Raw genomic sequence first — 18643 nt, forward strand, 5'->3', positions numbered from 1 at the left:
GCCCGGCCCGGCCCGGCCCCACCCCGCGCACGACGAAGGGGCCGGCCACCACCCAGGTGACCGGCCCCTTCTCCCCGAGGGGAACCTCCGGGGTTACTTCTTGCGGCGACGCCCGCCCGTGCTCTTCTGGGCCTTGCGTCGCTCCGCCCGCGTCAGGCCGTCACCACCGGCGCCGGCGTCCTCGCTCACGAAGTCGCCCTCCACGACGCTTCCGTCGCCGTCCACCTTCGGCGCGGTGAAGTGGAGCCGGTCCGGACGCTGCGGGGCCTCCAGGCCCTTCGCGCGGATCTCCGGACGTCCGTTGCCCGCGGGCACGGCGTCCTGCTTGCTGAGGGACGGCGCCGCGTCCTGCACCGGGACCTCCTCGACCTGCTGCTCGACCTGGACCTCCAGGTTGAACAGGTAGCCGACGGACTCCTCCTTGATGCCCTCCATCATCGCGGTGAACATGTCGAAGCCCTCGCGCTGGTACTCGACCAGCGGGTCCTTCTGGGCCATCGCGCGCAGGCCGATGCCCTCCTGGAGGTAGTCCATCTCGTAGAGGTGCTCGCGCCACTTGCGGTCGAGCACGGAGAGGACCACACGGCGCTCCAGCTCGCGCATGATGTCCGAGCCGAGCGACTTCTCACGGGCCTCGTACTGCTCGTGGATGTCGTCCTTGACGGTCTCGCCGATGAACTCGGCCGTGATGCCCGCCCGGTCACCGGCCGCGTCCTCCAGCTCCTCCACGGTCGCCTTCACCGGGTAGAGCTGCTTGAACGCGTTCCAGAGCCGGTCGAGGTCCCACTCCTCCGCGAAGCCCTCGGCGGTCTCCTGGCGGATGTAGTCGTCGATCGTGTCGTCCATGAAGTGCTGGATCTGCTCGTGCAGGTCCTCGCCCTCCAGGACGCGGCGACGCTCGCCGTAGATGACCTCGCGCTGGCGGTTGAGGACCTCGTCGTACTTCAGGACGTTCTTACGCGTCTCGAAGTTCTGGGTCTCGACCTGGGACTGCGCGGAGGCGATCGCGCGCGTGACCATCTTGTTCTCGATCGGCACGTCGTCCGGCACGTTGGCCATGGCCATGACGCGCTCGACCATCTGCGCCTTGAAGAGCCGCATCAGGTCGTCGCCGAGGGAGAGGTAGAAGCGGGACTCGCCCGGGTCGCCCTGACGGCCGGAACGACCGCGCAGCTGGTTGTCGATACGGCGCGACTCGTGGCGCTCGGTGCCGAGCACGTACAGCCCGCCGAGCTCCTTGACCTCCTCGAACTCCGCCTTCACGGCCTTCTCGGCACGCTCCAGGGCGCCGGGGAGGGCCGCGGCCCACTCCTCGACGTGCTCGACCGGGTCCAGGCCCTGCTGGCGCAGCTCGGCCTCGGCGAGGTCGTCCGGGTTGCCGCCGAGCTTGATGTCGGTGCCTCGGCCGGCCATGTTCGTGGCGACGGTGACGGCGCCCTTGCGGCCCGCCTGGGCGACGATCGTGGCCTCACGGTCGTGCTGCTTGGCGTTGAGCACCTCGTGCTGGATGCCGCGCTTGGAGAGCTGCTGCGAGAGGTACTCGGACTTCTCGACCGACGTCGTACCGACGAGGATCGGCTGGCCCTTCTCGTGCTTCTCCGCGATGTCGTCGACGACGGCGGCGAACTTGGCGACCTCGGTCCGGTAGATCAGGTCCGACTGGTCCTTGCGGATCATCGGCCTGTTCGTCGGGATCGGGACGACGCCCAGCTTGTAGATCTGGTGGAACTCGGCGGCCTCGGTCATGGCCGTACCGGTCATGCCGGAGAGCTTGTCGTAGAGGCGGAAGAAGTTCTGCAGGGTGATCGTGGCGAGCGTCTGGTTCTCGTCCTTGATGTCCACCCCTTCCTTCGCCTCGATCGCCTGGTGCATGCCCTCGTTGTAGCGGCGGCCCGCGAGGATACGGCCGGTGTGCTCGTCGACGATCATGACCTCGCCGTCGATGACGACGTAGTCCTTGTCGTTCTTGAACAGTTCCTTCGCCTTGATGGCGTTGTTCAGGTAACCGACGAGGGGGGTGTTCACCGACTCGTAGAGGTTGTCGATGCCGAGCCAGTCCTCGACCTTGGCGACGCCGGACTCGTGGATGCCGACGGTCCGCTTCTTCTCGTCGACCTCGTAGTCGCCGGTCTCCTCGATGCCCTTCAGCGGGTTCCCCGCCTCGCCGCGGGTGAGCCGGGTGACCAGCTTGGCGAAGTCGCCGTACCACTTGGTGGCCTGGTCGGCCGGGCCGGAGATGATCAGCGGCGTACGGGCCTCGTCGACCAGGATCGAGTCGACCTCGTCGACACAGGCGAAGTTGTGGCCGCGCTGGACGAGCTCCTCCTTCGACCACGCCATGTTGTCGCGCAGGTAGTCGAAGCCGAACTCGTTGTTCGTGCCGTACGTGATGTCGCAGGCGTACTGCTCGCGGCGCTGGGCCGGGGTCATGTTGGCCAGGATGCAGCCGACCTCGAGGCCCAGGAACTTGTGGACGCGGCCCATCATCTCGGAGTCGCGCTCGGCCAGGTAGTCGTTCACCGTGATCAGGTGGACGCCCTTGCCGGACAGCGCGTTCAGATAGGCCGGGAGCGTACCGACGAGGGTCTTGCCCTCACCGGTCTTCATCTCGGCGACGTAGCCGAGGTGGAGGGCGGCGCCGCCCATCAGCTGCACGTCGTAGTGACGCTGGCCGAGGACGCGCTTGGCGGCCTCGCGGACGGTCGCGAACGCTTCGGGGAGCAGGTCGTCGAGGCTCTCGCCGTCGGCGTACCGCTGCTTGTACTCATCGGTGAGCGCCCGCAGGTCGGCGTCGGAGAGGTTGACGAAGTCCTCTTCGATGGAGTTGACCTGGTCCGCGATGCGGTGCAGTTTGCGCAGGATCTTGCCTTCGCCTGCACGCATGAGCTTGTTGAAGACGGACACTGAGGCTGGTCTCCTTGCCGGTCGGGCCTGGCACTGGGTCGTGTGATGGACTCGGGCGCGGGCACGGCAGGTGGTCCCCACCGCAACGGCCATCGTAAGCGAGACCGCCGCCGCGCCGGGAGGCCCGAAGGGCCGGAGCGTCACCGCTGCCCGGAATGAGAACGCACGAGACGCGCCGAAGGTGCCGCAGCACCCGAAAAGTGTTCGCTTCCGGACGCCGCCGGCAGGCGGCGATCCCGCACCCCGAGACGCGAAAAACGTTCGCCGCCGCCCTCTCGACTGACCAGAATTCCGTCATGGAGCCGACCACACTCACCACGGACCGCCTGAGCCTCGTCACCTTCGAGCCCGAGGACGTCGACGAGGTCCTCGCCCACTGCCAGGACCCCGACATCCAGCGCTGGACGACGGTGCCCTCGCCCTACGTGCGGCAGGACGCCGAGTTCTTCCTGAACCGCATCGTCCCGGACGGCTGGCGGGACGACACCGAGTACACCTTCGCCGTACGGCTACGGGAGGGCGGCCCGCTCCTCGCCGCGGTCGCGCTGCATCACCCGCGCTCGGGCAGCTGGGAGGTCGGCTTCTGGACGGCCAAGGAGCACCGGGGTCGCGGCTACATGACGGAGACCGTCCTCGCCCTCGCCCGCTGGGCCTTCACGGACCTGGCCTGCACGCGCCTGGAGTGGCGGGCCGAGGTCGGCAACGTGGGCTCGCTGGCCACGGCCGAGAAGGCCGGTTTCCGGATGGAAGGCGTACTGCGGGCGGCCCTGCCGAACAAGGGTGTGCTGCGGGACTCCTGGGTGGGCTCGCTGCTGCCTTCGGACCTGGGGCTGCCCGGCGCCCTCCCGTACCTGCCGGCTCCCCGCCCCACGCCCCCGACCGCCTGACAGCAGCGCGCGAGCAGCTCCCCGCGACGGCCTGGCCGCCCGCGAGCAGCTCCCGCCCGGTCCGCGAGTCCTGTGCAGACCGTGTGCGGGCGGCCCCTGCGCAGCCCCTCCACCGTCGTCTTCGCCGTCCGGCCCCTGAGTGTCGGTGGCGCCGTCTAGGGTGCGGATCATGACCACTGTGGAGCCGCCCGTCGCCGAACTGTCCGCGGACGAAGCCCGCCGGATCGCCCTGCGCGCCCAGGGGTTCCTGGGCGCGCCCGACCGCCGCGCGGGCGTGCGGGGCGTCCTGCGTCGGCTCGGCGCCGTCCAGTTGGACACGATCTCCGTCCTGGCCCGCTCGCACGAGCTCATCCCGTACGCCCGCCTGGGCGCCGTGGGCCGTACGACGGTCGAGGACGCGTACTGGACCGAGGGCCACGCCTTCGAGTACTGGTCGCACGCGGCCTGCGTCCTGCCCGTCGAGGAGTGGCCGCACTTCGCCTTCCGGCGCCGTGCCTACCGGTCGCGCCCGCAGTGGTCCCACGGCCTGGCGGACGGGGCGTACGACACGGTGATCAAGCAGCTGCGGGCGGAGGGCCCGCAGACCGCGACGGAGCTCGGCGGCGCGAAGAACAAGGGCGAGTGGTGGGACTGGTCCGAGTCGAAGATCGCCGTCGAGCGGGCGCTGATGTACGGCGAGGTGGTGTGCACGGAGCGGCGCGGCTGGAAGCGGGTCTACGACCTGGCCGAGCGGGCGATCCCGGACGCGCTGCTGCACGACGACCTGGACGACACCGAGTGCCTGCGGCGGCTGGTGCGGCAGGCGGGCGAGGCGCTCGGCGTGGGCACGCGCTCGGACATCGCCGACTACCACCGGCTGAGGAACGAGCAGTTCGACGCGGTCGTCGAGGCCGCGGGCCTGGTCCCGGTCACGGTGGCGGGCTGGTCCAAGCCGGCCTGGGCGGACCCGGCGGCGCTGGCGAGCGAGCCGCGCGGCCGGCACCGCACGACGCTGCTGTCGCCCTTCGACTCGCTGATCTGGGAGCGGGCGAGGACGGAGCGGATCTTCGGCTTCACGCACCGCCTGGAGGCGTACGTGCCGAAGCAGAAGCGCGTCCACGGTTACTTCGCGATGCCGCTGCTCGCGGGCGGGAAGCTGCTGGGCCGGGTCGACCCGGCGCGCGAGGGCCGCACGCTGGTCGCCCGGCAGGTGTCGCTGGCGTCCGCCAAGGCGGTCGTGCCGATGGCTCAGGCGCTGCGCGAGGCGGCCGGGTGGGTGGGCTGCGACGCGGTGCGCGTCGAGCGCGCGGACACCCCGTCCGTGGCCCAGGCCCTGACCGCCGCGCTCACCTGATCTCCAGGATCTTCTCCCGCATCGCGTAGACCACGGCCTCCATCCTGGAGTGCAGCTGAAGCTTCTCCAGGATGTTCCGGACGTGGTTCTTCACCGTGTTCTCGGAGATGAAGAGTTCCTTCGCGATGTCCCGGTTGTTCATTCCGGTCGCGACGAGCTTGAGGACTTCCAGCTCGCGGTCGGTCAGCCGGGGCGCGGGCACGAGACGGCGTTCGTCGGTCCGCTGGATCATCGACTTGAACTCGGTGAGGAGCTTGGACGCCATCGAGGGGCTGATCTGGGACTGCCCGTCGGCCACCGCGCGAATCGCGGTGGCGACCTCGTCCGTGGAGATCTCCTTCAGGAGATACCCGGTCGCGCCCGCCTTGATCGCGTCGTAGAGATCGGCCTCCTCGTCGCTGATCGTCAGCATGATGATCTTCGCACTGGGGGCCACCTCCTTGATGGAGGTACAGGCCTCGATGCCACCGCGTTTCGGCATCCGCACATCCATCAGCACGATGTCGGGCAGGAGATCCGCCGCCTTGTCGACCGCCTCGGCCCCGTCACCCGCCTCTCCGACGACCTGGATGTCCTCTTCCTGGGCGAGGACGATCTCCAGACCCCGGCGAAAGAGGGCGTGGTCGTCCACCACGAGGACCCGGATCGGCTCTTTGCGGGAGTTCCCGCTGTCCGAATCCGATCCCTCGGGGATGGCCGCGCCATCGGGCTCCCGCCCGCTGTGCACCGGCCCGAAGCTGTCCGCCATCGTTCCTCCCCCTGAAGGCCGTGGCCTGAATTCGTGTTCGGTCCTCCAACCGCTGCTCTTGGAGCACCGGTTGGCGTGCACGTCATGATTTCATGCCCGGACGGCAACGCGGCGATCCCGTGGCCGCACGGGGGTGCCCCTGGGGGCGCACGGGGCGCTCCAGGGGCACCGGGAGGATCAGTCGTGAGTGTGGGGTGAGGTGCCTGCGGGCTGCGGGTCAGCCGCCGAGGGCACCACCGGCGCCGCCGGCCTCGGCGAGCGGGTCGCTCTCCAGGTGGATGACACCGTAGTCGTACGCGTGTCGCCGGTAGACGACACTCGGCTGCTTCGTGTCGGAGTCGACGAAGAGATAGAAGTCGTGGCCGACCAGCTCCATCTCGTAGAGCGCCTGGTCGAGGGTCATCGGGGCAGCCCCGTGCGTCTTCTCGCGGACCACCAGGGGGCCTTCGCCCTGGACTTCGATGGAGCCCATCATCGTGGTGGGCACGTCGCCGGCCTCGTCGGCGATCAGCTCGCCGTTTCCGTTGAGCTGGGCGACACCCGGCACCACGTCGCCGACCTCGGCCGCCGACAGCCTGCCGCTGCCTCGGCGGGTGTACCTCTTGTCGTGCTGCTTGCGCAGTCGGGCCTCGAGCTTGCCGTGCGCGAGGTCGAGCGCTGCGTACGGGTCGCCCGCCGCCGCTTCGGCCCGGATCACCGGGCCTCGGGAATGGACGGTGATCTCCACGCGGTCGGACCGGTCGGCCTGCCGCGGGTTGTGCTCCTTGGACACCTCGACGTCGAGGCTGATCACCTTGCCGTCGAGCTTCTGGATCTTCTCCAGCTTCAGCTTCTCGGCCACGTGCTTGCGGAACCGCTCGGGCACCTCGGTCTTGCGGCCCTTGACGACGATGTCCACGCAGAACTCCGTTCCCGGATCGCTCAGCTCGGCTCCTGGGCCTCTGAGCTTCTCCCTTTGCACCAGACTCCGGTGAATACCGGAGACTCGGACTTGGCGACGTTCACCTCCTCCTCCCCAGTCGGCAAGATCCCCACCCCACCAACCTGAGGTTAATTCGCCCTGAACTCCTGTCCTGTCGGCGCACCTGTGCATTTGGCGAGGCGTAGCATTCGCCATTCCTCACAACCGAACATAGCTCGTTCGGTCGGGTGTCGGCACCCGCTGCAGCCACATACCTCCGTACGGGTGTTTTCACCTCTCACCACCTGCAACGATGCAAGTCGCCTGTCAGTTCCGGTTTATACGAACGACGACGGTGAACAGGCAACCACCGCAGCCGCCGGCTGTACGAATCCCCTTTCCACATCGCCTCCGCTCAATCCCGGAATGAACGACGGGTGTACGGCACTCAGTGCCCGGGCCGCCTCGGCCAGCGAGGCGCCCGTGGTCATCAGGTCGTCGACGAGGATCACCCGCCCGCGCTCCGTGAGCCGCGCGCCGCCGGCCACGACCTCCAGCGCCCCGGCCAGATTGGCGAACCGCCCAGAGGCGCCGAGCTCCGACTGGTCCGCGACGGGACGGCGCTGGCGCAGGAGCGGAATCACCCGTGCGGCCCTCCCCCGACGCCGCAGCCGCCCTGCCGCGGCCAGCGCGATGCGTCGGGTCGGATCGTGGCCACGCGCCCGCACCGAGCGCCGCGACGAGGGCACGGGTACGAGGAGAAGGGGGCCGCCCCCCGGGCCGTCACAGCGCCCGGCAGCGGCCTCCACGGCGTCCGCCAGAGCCGAGCCGAGCGGTCCGGCCAGCCAGAGCGCGCCGCGTTCCTTGTGGGCGAGCAGCACGGACCTGACGGCGTCGGCATAGGGCGCGGCGGCATGCACCAACGGCAGCCCGGCCGGCTCGGGCCGGGGCCTGACCCGGCGCGGCCCCGGACCCCTCAGCTCGTCCCGGCACGGCGGGCACAACTCCGTACGGGCCCTGCCGCAGCCTCCGCAGGCGACCGGCAGCACCAGCCCGGCGATCTCGCGCCACCACCCCCGCATGGCTCCACTGTCCTCCTGCCGGGCACCTCCGGCCACCCCTGTGGACAACGCCCGGGAGGCGGCGGGCTACCCCGGGTAGACCGGAGCCGTGCCCGCGATCTTGACGAGCCGCTGCCAGTTCGCGCCCGGCATCAGCCGCACCAGGCCGTCGTTGCCGGAGTCCGCGACCACCGGCGCCTTGTCGTCGTTGGGCGCGGCCACCGCCGTCACCCCGTTGAGGCCCGGCAGCACCGACGCCGTCGACGTCGCGCCGTCGGTCTGGATGTAGCGGACCTGCTGGACGCCACCGGACTCCTTGCCGACCACCACGAGCCGGCTCGGACCGGCCCAGGACACGGCCGTGACCGTCTCCATGCGCGGGGCGACGGGCTGGAGGTCGACGACCGACACGGTCGGCCGCGACGCGTCGCCCTCGCGCTCCACGCGCCCGATCTTCAGGGTCGTCCGGCCGTCCTTCTCCTTCAGGAGCAGGGCGATCCGCACGCCGTCCGCGGAGACCCGCAGCGACTCCACGCGCGCGCCGCCGGTCATCCAGGGCGCCCGCACCTCGACGGGCGTGCCCTCGCCGTCCGGCACCGTCCACAGCTTCGGCTCCACGGGGTTGCGGTCCGCGACCCACAGATCCCCACGACCGTCCCAGCTCGGCGCGGACAGCCGGTCCTCGGGCCGTGCCGCGGTGCTCGTCAGGAGCGCGGGGCGCAGCTCGTGGTCGGAGAGGATCGACGCCACGCGCAACTCACGCCCGTCCTTGCCGACCCCGGCCGCGCGGCTCTCGTCCCGGTCGATCGCGACCGACCGCAGCGGCGTCGCGCCCTTGCCGAACGGCCCGAGGGTCGCGTCCGCCTGCGCGTCCTCCTTGCCACCGATCGGCAGCGTCTTGAGCATGCCTTCCTCGTCGACGAAGAACGGGTTCTCCGCCCGGCCCGAGTCGCGCACCGGGGCGAACTCCTCGGCCTGCGCCTTCGACAGGACACACAGCCGACTGCCGTCGGAACCCCGCTGGAGCTCGACCTGTTCGACCCGTACGGACGTCAGATCGCCGAGCGTGAAGAGCAGCTGGGCCGCCATCTCCCGGCAGACCTCGCCGCCCACGCGGTCGGCCTTGGAGTTGAGCGGCACCTTCAGCGTGGACTGGTCGTCCGTCGCGAGCGTGGTGACGCCCTCCTTCAGCTGCGTACCGGAAGGGAAACGCGAATCGACGGCCGGTTTCAGCCAGTTCGTCGGCCCTTCCAGGAGCGACTTCACGGTCTGCGTCACCGGATCCATCTTGGTCACCGGGTCCTGCCGCTGCCGGATGTACACCGGGTCGGCGACGACCCAGTCCTCTCCGGACGCGAAGTAGTAGGTGTTGACGGAGCGGTAGTTCCGCTGGAAGTCGGCCTCACTGAGCACCAGTCCGGGCGGCAGGTGGTCGATGCGCCACTCCTTGCCCTTGCCGTCGACGGCCGGCTGCTGCACGACGTGGATGAAGTCCCGGTACTCGGTCGGCTTCCTCGGCTGGTAGGCGTGCCGGCCGTCCACGGTCGCGACCTGCCGGCCGCGGATCGGGTACGACCGCCCCTGGGTCTCCGGGTCGGGCAGCCGGTCGGCCTGCTCGCGGTCCGGCGCCGTGGTGAGCACGTTGATGCTCTGCTCCGGCTTCCAGTTCCGCGCGGCCTGCTTCGTCAGGTACTTCCGGGCCGTCGCGAACCCCGGGTCGTCACTGGTCATGGCCTCCAGGAAGCCGTCGACGATCTCGTCGGGCTCCGCGTTCTCGCGCGGCTGCACCGCGTAGACGCGTACCTGCGAGTCGCCCGGGTTGGACGCCTTGACCTGCCGTACGTCCCCACTGTCGGGCATCGTCGCGCACCCGGCCACCAGCAGCCCGCCGCAGGCGAGCACGAGGCTCGACCGCAGGGCGCGCGCCGAGGGACGGGCCGGAGCCCCGGCCGACGTACGGACGGAGGCCGCGGCCGACGAGCGCACGGCCGCGGCCGCTCCCCCGCCGACGCTGGCCGCCTTCCGTCCGCCTCGGAAGTCAGCGCCCACGTGTCCCGTCCTCCCCCTCGGCGTGCGTCGACGCCATCGCCTCACCGCTGTCGGCCTCCGCCGTCGCCCGTGCCACCACCCGTGCCCCGCTGCCCGGCAGGGCCGTCGGGTCCACCGTGGCGCGTGCCGCCGGCGGCACGCGCGGCGGACCGGGCAGGGCCGGCCGGTCGCCGTGCGGCTGCACCGGGACGGACACCTGGCGTGCCACGCCGTCCTCCCGCGTCTCCCCCCGGGCCTGCGCCCGGGCCCCGGGCAGGACCTGGGCCTGCTCCCGGTTGCGCCGCGAGTCCTCGGGCTCCAGTGGGATCGGCGACCCGCGCAGCGGCTCGTCCGCGGTGCGCGGCAGGGTGAGCCGGAACTGCGAACCGCCACCGGGCTCGCCCCATGCCTGCAGCCAGCCGCCGTGCAGCCGCGCGTCCTCCACGGCGATGGAGAGGCCCAGGCCCGTTCCGCCGGTGGTACGCGCGCGTGCCGGGTCGGCCCGCCAGAACCGGTTGAACACCCGGGTCGCCTCGCCCGGCTTGAGGCCCACTCCGTAGTCCCGTACGGCGACCGCGACGGCCCCGCCTGCGGCGGCCAGCTTGACGACGACGTCCCGGCCCTCACCGTGCTCGACCGCGTTCACCACCAGGTTGCGCAGCACCCGCTCGACCCGCCGGGCATCCGCCTCGGCGACGACCGGCTGCTCGTCGCCGACGACCACGATCCGCCCGCCCTTGCGCTCGGCGAGCGGCTCGGCGCCGCCGATCACCCGACGCACCACCTGCCGCAGATCTATCGGCTCGGCCTCCAGGGCCGCCGCGCCCGCGTCGAAGCGGCTGATCTCCAGCAGATCGGAGAGCAGCGACTCGAAGCGGTCGAGCTGGTCGCCGAGCAGCTCGGCGGAGCGCGCGGTGACGGGGTCGAAGTCGACGCGCGCCTCGTGGATGACGTCGGCCGCCATCCGTACCGTCGTCAGCGGGGTGCGCAGCTCGTGCGACACGTCCGAGACGAACCGCCGCTGCATCCGCGAGAGCTCCTCCAGCTGCTGGATCTTGAGCTGGAGGTTCTGCGCCATCTTGTTGAAGGCCTCGCCGAGCCGGGCAATGTCGTCCTCGCCGGTGACCTTCATCCGCTCCTGCAGTCGCCCGGCCGACAGCCGCTCGGCGACCCCTGCCGCCATCCGCACGGGTGTGACGATCTGCCGCACCACGAGCCAGGCGATGGCGCCGAGCAGGACGACCACGAACAGTCCCGCGGTCGCCAGCGTGCCCTTGACCAGGGTGAGGGAGTCCTCCTCCTGCGTCAGCGGGAAGAGGTAGTACAGCTCGTACTGGGTGCCCTCGGCGTCGTTGAGCCGCTTGCCGACCACGAGCCCCGACTCGGCACCCTTGCCGTTGGTGTAGTGGATCCGGGTGTACGTCTGGAAGGTGCCGGCGCCCTGGCCGACGGAGAGCCGCAGGCCCACGGGGATGCTCGTGGCGGGATCGACCTCGCCCGAGGCGCGGGCACCCCGGCTCGCGGGCCCGTCCGAGTCCTCCAGGGAGAGCGCGACCACGTTGTAGGCGCTCTGGCCACCGCTGGCGAGCTGCTCGACCAGCGTGGAACGCCAGGTGAGCGAGGACCCCGCGCGGCCGCCCTCCTGCCCGCCCGGGCCCGCCGACGTGGTCGCCGCCTTGTCCTGGGCGGCGGAGAATCCACCGGCGGCCTGGCTCTGGGCGGCCTTCTCCTTGGCGTCGAGGAGCCCGTTACGGACCTGGCCGATGACGACCAGGCCGAGCAGCAGCACCACGCCGAGCGACATCAGCAGGGTGCCCGCGACCACCCGCAGCTGAATGTTCCGCCGCCAGAGCCGTACGCCCGGCAGCAGCGGACGACGCACCCAGCGCGCGAGGAGCCGGAGCGCCGATCCACCCGGCGCCCCGTCCTGGAGCAGACGGCCGAATCGCGAGCCCCCCCGCCCCGGTCCGGCAGCCCGCCCCGACCGGACTCCTCGGTCCCCGGCCTTAGGAGCAGCACTGCCCTTACTCATGTCAGCTCGGCCCCGCCTTGTAACCGACGCCACGGACGGTCACCACGATCTCCGGCCGCTCCGGGTCCCTCTCGACCTTCGAGCGCAGCCGCTGGACGTGCACGTTCACCAGCCGGGTGTCGGCCGCGTGGCGGTAACCCCAGACCTGCTCCAGCAGGACCTCCCGGGTGAACACCTGCCACGGCTTGCGGGCCAGCGCGACGAGCAGGTCGAACTCGAGCGGCGTGAGCGCGATGGACTGCCCGTCCCGCTTCACCGAGTGCCCCGCCACGTCGATGACCAGATCGCCGATGGCGAGCTGCTCCGGCGCGGGCTCCTCCGACCTCCGCAGCCGCGCCCGGATCCGGGCGACGAGCTCCTTCGGCTTGAACGGCTTGACGATGTAGTCGTCCGCCCCGGACTCGAGCCCCACCACGACGTCGACGGTGTCGCTCTTGGCCGTCAGCATGACGATGGGCACGCCGGACTCGGCCCTGATGAGCCGGCACACCTCGATGCCGTCCCTTCCGGGCAGCATCAGGTCCAGCAGCACCAGGTCCGGCTTGGCCTCCCGGAATGCGGCGAGCGCCTTGTCGCCGTCCGCGACGAACGACGGCTCGAACCCTTCACCCCGCAGCACGATGCCGAGCATCTCGGCCAGTGCGGTGTCGTCGTCGACGACGAGAACGCGTCCCTTCATATCGACATCATCCCATTTCCGTATCAGTCTCAAGGCGGCTGGTGAGATACCTCACTGACCTGCGGTGACGTCCGCGGTTGCCCGCCGTTGACGGTCGGTGCCTGTGGGTGTCGATGTCAGACATGGATGTCACCCCCGTAGCCCCCGTCGGCCGTGCTGAACCGTACCCCGAGCCGCCTCACTCGGCCCACGGAACGACCCGGACCGGATCATCACCGCCCCTCCGGCCGCGGTCACCCCCCGCCGTCGACTCCGGTACGCGACCGGGAGAACGGCCCCACGCCCCCACCCGCCCGCCCGGGGCAGCGGCAACGAACGAAGAAGGTGGTAGCGGCCCCCGCCCACCGGCGGGCCCCTCGTGGCACGATGGCTCACGGCCCGCCGCCCCGACCGGGGAACGGCCACTGTGACCGTGCCGGCTCGCCGATCCGGCCCCGCGACCCTTCCTCGAGGTGGACCACCGTGAACGACACTCCGGGCTGGACCTCGCCCGGATCTGCTCCCTCCGACGGCCAGGACGGTTCCGGGGTTCCCCGGCCCGCGACGCCCGGTGACGCGAACGGCTCCGCTCCCCAGTGGTCCAAGGACCAGCCGCCCGCCGGACAGTGGTCCCCGCCGACCGCACCGGTCCCCGGTCAGGCCCCCGGACCCCACCGCGCCGGCCCGGGCTGGGGCGGCCCGCCGCCGCAGGGGAACTGGGGTAGGCCCCCGGCCGCCAAGCCGGGTGTGATCCCGCTCCGCCCGCTGGGCATGGGCGAGATCCTCGACGGCGCGGTGTCGACGATGCGCACCTACTGGCGCACCGTCCTCACGATCACGGTCACCGTCGCGGTGATCTCCCAGACCGCCGACGTCCTCGTCCAGCGCTTCCTCGCCCCGACGATCCCCGAGATCAGCTCGGACGCCACCCCGGACGAAGCTCTGGCCCAGCTCGGCGAGACCATGCGGGCGAGCCTCGTCGGCTCCATCCCGGCGATCCTCATCCTGGTGATGGCGACCCTGGTCAGCGCCGCGCTGCTCACCGTGGTGATCAGTCGCGCGATCCTCGGCCGCCCCGTCTCGCTCGGTGCCGCCTGGCAGGAGGCCCGCCCCCGGCTGCTGAAGCTGGCCGGGCTGACCCTGCTGCTGCCGTTGATGAGCGCGGGCATCATGCTCGTCGCCCTGCTGCCCGGGCTGCTCATCGGATCCGTGGCCGGCGGGCTGCTCGTCGGCCTCGGGGCGCTGGGCGGACTGGCCGTGGTCATCTGGCTGATGGTCCGCTTCAGCCTGGCCTCCCCCGCCCTGATGCTGGAGCGGCAGGGGATCATCCCCTCGCTGAAGCGCTCCGCCAAGCTTGTGCAGGGCGCCTGGTGGCGGATCTTCGGCATCACGGTGCTGACACAGCTGATCCTCTTCCTCGTCGCGATGATCATCGCGATCCCGTTCTCGGTCATCGGCATCGCCGTCGACGGGGAGGGCTTCGGCGGTCTGCTCTCCGGATCCACCCCCCAGTTCGGCTGGCCGTTCCTGATCATCACCGGCATCGGCGGCGTCGTCATCAACGCGATCTCGTACCCGATCTCGGCCGGCGTGACCGTCCTGCTCTACGTCGACCAGCGCATCCGCCGCGAGGCCCTGGACCTCGAACTCGCCCGAGCCGCCGGAGCCCCCGGCTACGGCCCCGCCCCCGGCGATCCGGCCGCCGGGAACTGACGGGGTGATCGCCACGGGGGGCACGATCACGACACGGCGGCCGGTCCTCGGCGCCGACGACGTACCGGTGGACGTTCCCCGCCTCCCCGCCCGGGAGGCGGCGGAGCGGGAACTGTCCAAACCGATGTACCACGAGAACGACCCCAACCTCCTCGAACGCGGCCTCGACCGCTTCTGGGAATGGGTCGGCGGCCTCTTCGACGCGGCTGCCGGTGCGACCCCGGGCGGGCTGCTCGGACTTGTCGTGATCGTCGTGGTCGTGATCGCCCTGGCCGGTGGGCTCTGGTGGCGCCTCGGCACACCCACCCGTACCCCCGCCACGGCGGACTCCCTCTTCGCGGACGGCCCCCGCACCGCGGACGACCACCGGGCCGCCGCCACCCGGCACGCCGCCGCGGGCCGCTGGAACCAGGCCGTCCAGGAGCGGATGCGGGCCATCGTCCGCTCCCTGGAGGAGCGCACCCTGCTCGACCCCCGACCGGGCCGGACCGCCGACGAGGCAGCCGCCGAAGCCGCCCGTGCGCTGCCCGCGCACACCGACGAACTCCGCGCGGCGGCCCGCTCCTTCGACGACGTCACATACGGCGGCCGCACAGCCGAAGCGAGCGCGTACCGCCGCATCGAGGACCTCGACACGGCCCTGGAGCGGACCAGGCCGACCCTCGGCACCACCACGGCGGGAGCGCCCGCATGAGCCGGCCGCGCACCAGCACCACCTCGACCTCGCTCGCTCCTCGCCAGATCTGGACCCGGGCCCGTGGAGTGCTCCTCGTCCTCGCCCTGATCCTCATCGGCGGCGTCGCCCTGGCGACCGTGCGCTCCGCCGACCACCACGGCCACCTCGACCCGCGCTCCGCCGACGCCAACGGCAGCCGAGCCGTCGCCGAGATCCTCAAGGCCCAGGGCGTCACCCTCCAGGTGGTCACCAGCCTCGACGAGGCCACCGCAGCCGCCGGAGCCGACACCACCCTCCTGGTCACCACGCCGGACCTGCTGACCGCCCGTCAACAGTCCACCTTGCACCGGACCATGACGACCTCCGGCGGCCGCACGATCCTCGTCGGCGCCGGAGCCTCCTCCCTCGGCACCCTCGCCCCCGGCGTCACCGCCGCCACCAGCGCATCGGTGAAGGTCCGCGAACCGGACTGCTCGCTCCCCGCCGCCGTCCGCGCCGGCAGCGTCGACATCGGCGGCGAGCGCTACCGCCCCGTCGCCGCCGACGCGACCGCCTGCTACCCCGCCGACGGGCAGTCCACCCTCGTCGTCCTCCCCGCCTCGCAAGGCGGCGACACGGTCCTCCTCGGCTCGCCCGACCTGCTCTTCAACGAACGTCTCGACCAGCAGGGCAACGCCTCGCTCGCCCTGCAACTCCTCGGCTCCCGCCCTCATCTCCTCTGGTACCTCCCTTCGCTCTCCGACGCATCCGCCACCGAGGGCACTCCCGAGGGCGAGACCCCCACCGGCACCACCGACAGCTTCTTCTCTCTCGTCCCCTCGGGCTGGCTGTGGGGCGCACTCCAACTCGCCCTCGCCGCCGTCCTCGCCGCCATCTGGCGAGCCCGACGCCTCGGCCCCCTGGTGACCGAGCCGCTCCCGGTCGCCATCCGCGCCTCCGAAGCCACCGAGGGCCGCGCCCGCCTCTACCGCAAGGGCAACGCACGCGACCGCGCCGCCGCCGTCCTGCGCACCGCGACCCGCACCCGCATCGCCCCGCTCCTCGGCCTCGCCACCCAGGACGCCCACGCCCCCGAGGCCCTGCTCCCCGCGCTCTCCTCCCGGCTCACCGCCACCGACGCGAACCCCAGCGACCTCCTCTTCGGCCCGGCGCCCACCGACGACGCCGCACTCATCCGCCTGGCAGAACAACTCGACGCCCTCGAACGAGAGGTACGCACCTCATGAGCGCCCCGACCCCCGAGACCGCTACGACCCCGGACAGCGCCCGCGCCTCCCTCGAGGCCCTGCGCACCGAGATCGCGAAGGCCGTGGTCGGCCAGGACCCCGCCGTCACCGGACTCGTCGTCGCCCTCCTCTGCCGGGGCCACGTCCTCCTCGAAGGAGTCCCCGGCGTCGCCAAGACGCTCCTGGTCCGCGCGCTCGCCGCCACGCTCGAACTCGACACCAAGCGCGTCCAGTTCACCCCCGACCTGATGCCCAGCGACATCACCGGCTCGCTGGTCTACGACGCCCGCACCGCCGAGTTCTCCTTCCAGCCGGGCCCGGTCTTCACCAACCTGCTGCTGGCCGACGAGATCAACCGCACTCCTCCCAAAACCCAGTCCTCCCTCCTTGAGGCCATGGAGGAGCGTCAGGTCACCGTCGACGGAACCCCCCGCCCACTCCCCGAACCGTTCCTCGTCGCCGCGACCCAGAACCCGGTCGAATACGAGGGCACCTATCCCCTCCCCGAGGCCCAACTCGACCGCTTCCTCCTGAAGCTGACGGTCCCGCTGCCCTCGCGCGAGGACGAGATCAACGTCCTGACCCGGCACGCGAACGGCTTCGACCCGCGCAACCTCAAGGCCGCCGGAGTCCGACCGGTCGCCGGCCCCGCCGAACTCCAGGCCGCCCGCGATGCCGTGGCGAAGACCTCGGTCTCCCCCGAGATCACCGGCTATGTCGTCGATATCTGTCGTGCCACGCGTGAATCCCCCTCGCTCACCCTCGGCGTCTCCCCCCGAGGTGCCACCGCCCTGCTCTCCACCGCCCGCGCCTGGGCCTGGCTCACCGGCCGGGACTACGTCACCCCGGACGATGTGAAAGCCCTCGCGCTCCCCACTCTCCGCCACCGCGTCCACCTGCGGCCCGAGGCCGAGATGGAGGGCGTCACCGCCGACTCCGTCATCACCTCGATCCTCGCCCACGTCCCCGTACCCCGCTGAGAACGGCGCCCCATGGCCCTCACCGGACGAACCGCCCTGCTCGCGGCCCTCGGATCCCTCCCCGTGGGCGTCCTCGCCCCCAGTTGGGCGGGGATGCTCGCGGTGAACGCGCCCCTCTCACTCGCAATTCTGTGCGACTACGCGATGGCCGCGCCAGTACGAACGCTCCAATTCACCCGAAGCGGTGACACAACAGTTCGACTGGGTGACGGCGCGGAGGTCCAGCTCACCGTCACCAACCCCTCCCGTCGCCGCCTCCGCGCCCAGCTCCGTGACGCCTGGCCGCCCAGCAGCTGGCTCCCCGGCAGCGATCAGACCGAATCACGTCAGAAGTTGACCGTGCCGGCCGGCGAGCGCCGACGCCTCACCACGTCCCTGCGCCCCACCCGCCGAGGCGACCGCCACGCCGCCCGCGTCACCGTCCGCTCGTACGGCCCCCTCGGCCTGGCCGCCCGCCAGGGCAACCACACCGTGCCGTGGACGCTCCGCGTCCTGCCCCCGTTCACCAGCCGCAAGCACCTGCCGTCCCGACTGGCCCGCCTGCGCGAGCTCGACGGCCGCACCAGCGTCCTCACCCGCGGTGAGGGCACGGAGTTCGACAGCCTCCGCGAGTACGTCCCGGGTGACGACACCCGCTCCATCGACTGGCGGGCCACCGCACGCCAGACCACGGTCGCCGTCCGCACCTGGCGCCCCGAGCGTGACCGCCACATCCTGATCGTCCTCGACACCGGCCGCACATCGGCGGGCCGCGTCGGAGACGTCCCCCGCCTCGACGCCGCGATGGACGCCGCGCTCCTCGTGACCGCCCTCGCCTCCCGCGCCGGCGACCGCGTCGATCTCCTTGCCTACGACCGCCGCCTCCGCGCCCAGGTCCAGGGCCGCTCCGCCGGCGACGTCCTGCCGGCCGTGGTCCACGCCCTCGCACCGCTCGAACCCGAGCTCGTGGAGACGGACGCCCGCGGCCTCGCCGCCACCGCCCTGGCCACGGCCCCCCGCCGCTCGCTCCTCGTCCTGCTGACCGGCCTCGACGCCGCCCCGATCGAGGAGGGTCTCCTCCCGGTTCTCCCTCAGCTCACACAGCGCCACACGGTGCTCGTGGCCTCGGTCGCGGACCCGCACACCGACCGCATGGCCGCCCACCGGGGCACGATCGAGGGCATCTACGAGGCAGCGGCCGCCACGCAGGCCCAGGCCCAGCGCCACCGTACGGCGGACCAGCTCCGCCGCCACGGCGTCACGGTCGTCGACGCCACCCCGGAAAACCTCGCCCCCGCCCTGGCAGACGCCTACCTCGCCCTCAAGGCAGCCGGCCGTCTCTGACCACCACGTGGGGCCCCGGAAAAGGGTCGTGAACGCAGAAAAGCCCCGCACCATAAGGTGCGGGGCTTTCCCACAATGATTGTTCGGCGGCGTCCTACTCTCCCACAGGGTCCCCCCTGCAGTACCATCGGCGCTGAAAGGCTTAGCTTCCGGGTTCGGAATGTAACCGGGCG

At 71.6% G+C, this 18643-nt stretch carries 13 protein-coding genes, 1 rRNA gene and 1 pseudogene; 7 read left to right on the forward strand and 8 right to left on the reverse strand.

Going from position 1 to position 18643, the window contains the following annotated elements; all coding sequences use genetic code 11:
• Positions 1-93: 93 nt before the first annotated feature.
• Complete coding sequence (gene secA / locus ACIPPS_RS24525; RefSeq protein WP_401435766.1) at positions 94-2904, reverse strand: preprotein translocase subunit SecA; 2811 nt, start codon at positions 2902-2904, stop codon at positions 94-96.
• Positions 2905-3200: 296 nt separating this feature from the next.
• Between secA and ACIPPS_RS24530 the strand changes: the two genes are divergently transcribed.
• A complete protein-coding gene (locus tag ACIPPS_RS24530) occupies positions 3201-3791 on the forward strand; it encodes a GNAT family N-acetyltransferase (RefSeq protein ID WP_401435769.1) in 591 nt (196 codons plus the stop codon).
• Between the two features lie 169 nt (positions 3792-3960).
• Positions 3961-5124, forward strand: coding sequence for a winged helix-turn-helix domain-containing protein (locus ACIPPS_RS24535; protein ID WP_401435771.1), 1164 nt, complete (start codon positions 3961-3963; stop codon positions 5122-5124).
• On the opposite strand, the gene ACIPPS_RS24540 is transcribed toward ACIPPS_RS24535, so the two are convergent.
• From ACIPPS_RS24540 to mtrA, 6 genes and pseudogenes are all read right to left on the reverse strand, one after another.
• Positions 5117-5872, reverse strand: coding sequence for a response regulator (locus ACIPPS_RS24540; RefSeq protein WP_401435774.1), 756 nt, complete (start codon positions 5870-5872; stop codon positions 5117-5119). The genes ACIPPS_RS24535 and ACIPPS_RS24540 overlap by 8 nt on opposite strands.
• 217 nt (positions 5873-6089) lie before the next feature.
• Positions 6090-6770 carry a ribosome hibernation-promoting factor, HPF/YfiA family gene (gene hpf / locus ACIPPS_RS24545; RefSeq protein WP_401435777.1) on the reverse strand — a complete coding sequence of 227 codons (681 nt, stop codon included), beginning with the start codon at positions 6768-6770 and terminating at the stop codon, positions 6090-6092.
• 330 nt (positions 6771-7100) lie between these two features.
• A pseudogene (locus ACIPPS_RS24550) lies at positions 7101-7855 on the reverse strand (ComF family protein).
• 66 nt (positions 7856-7921) lie between these two features.
• Positions 7922-9694, reverse strand: coding sequence for an LpqB family beta-propeller domain-containing protein (locus tag ACIPPS_RS24555; RefSeq protein ID WP_401435858.1), 1773 nt, complete (start codon positions 9692-9694; stop codon positions 7922-7924).
• 178 nt (positions 9695-9872) lie between these two features.
• The gene (mtrB, locus tag ACIPPS_RS24560; RefSeq protein WP_401435780.1) at positions 9873-11894 is read right to left on the reverse strand and encodes an MtrAB system histidine kinase MtrB; all 2022 of its coding nucleotides are present in this window, start codon (positions 11892-11894) and stop codon (positions 9873-9875) included.
• Position 11895: 1 nt separating this feature from the next.
• Positions 11896-12573, reverse strand: a complete 678-nt coding sequence (gene mtrA, locus ACIPPS_RS24565) for a two-component system response regulator MtrA (RefSeq protein ID WP_016640737.1) — start codon at positions 12571-12573, stop codon at positions 11896-11898.
• A 462-nt stretch (positions 12574-13035) separates the two neighbouring features.
• Between mtrA and ACIPPS_RS24570 the strand changes: the two genes are divergently transcribed.
• Genes ACIPPS_RS24570 through ACIPPS_RS24590 form a run of 5 tightly spaced genes read left to right on the forward strand, consistent with a single transcriptional unit; the run spans position 13036 to position 18470 of the window.
• Entirely contained in the window at positions 13036-14265 is a 1230-nt protein-coding gene (locus ACIPPS_RS24570) for a hypothetical protein (RefSeq protein WP_401435784.1), read from the forward strand.
• 7 nt (positions 14266-14272) lie between these two features.
• Positions 14273-14959, forward strand: coding sequence for a DUF4129 domain-containing protein (locus ACIPPS_RS24575; RefSeq protein ID WP_401435860.1), 687 nt, complete (start codon positions 14273-14275; stop codon positions 14957-14959).
• Entirely contained in the window at positions 14956-16167 is a 1212-nt protein-coding gene (locus ACIPPS_RS24580; RefSeq protein ID WP_401435786.1) for a DUF4350 domain-containing protein, read from the forward strand. The genes ACIPPS_RS24575 and ACIPPS_RS24580 overlap by 4 nt, the downstream gene beginning before the upstream one ends.
• Positions 16164-17147 (forward strand): AAA family ATPase, encoded by a 984-nt coding sequence (locus tag ACIPPS_RS24585; protein ID WP_401435788.1) that lies wholly within the window; start codon positions 16164-16166, stop codon positions 17145-17147. Before ACIPPS_RS24580 ends, ACIPPS_RS24585 begins: the two co-directional genes overlap by 4 nt.
• A gap of 12 nt (positions 17148-17159) precedes the next feature.
• Entirely contained in the window at positions 17160-18470 is a 1311-nt protein-coding gene (locus tag ACIPPS_RS24590) for a DUF58 domain-containing protein (RefSeq protein WP_401435790.1), read from the forward strand.
• Between the two features lie 81 nt (positions 18471-18551).
• Here the strand turns inward: ACIPPS_RS24590 and rrf are convergent.
• Positions 18552-18643, reverse strand: a 5S ribosomal RNA gene (gene rrf, locus ACIPPS_RS24595); the annotation flags it as partial.

It is taken from the genome of Streptomyces sp. NPDC090127 (assembly GCF_044746945.1).
In the GTDB taxonomy this organism is placed as follows: domain Bacteria; phylum Actinomycetota; class Actinomycetes; order Streptomycetales; family Streptomycetaceae; genus Streptomyces.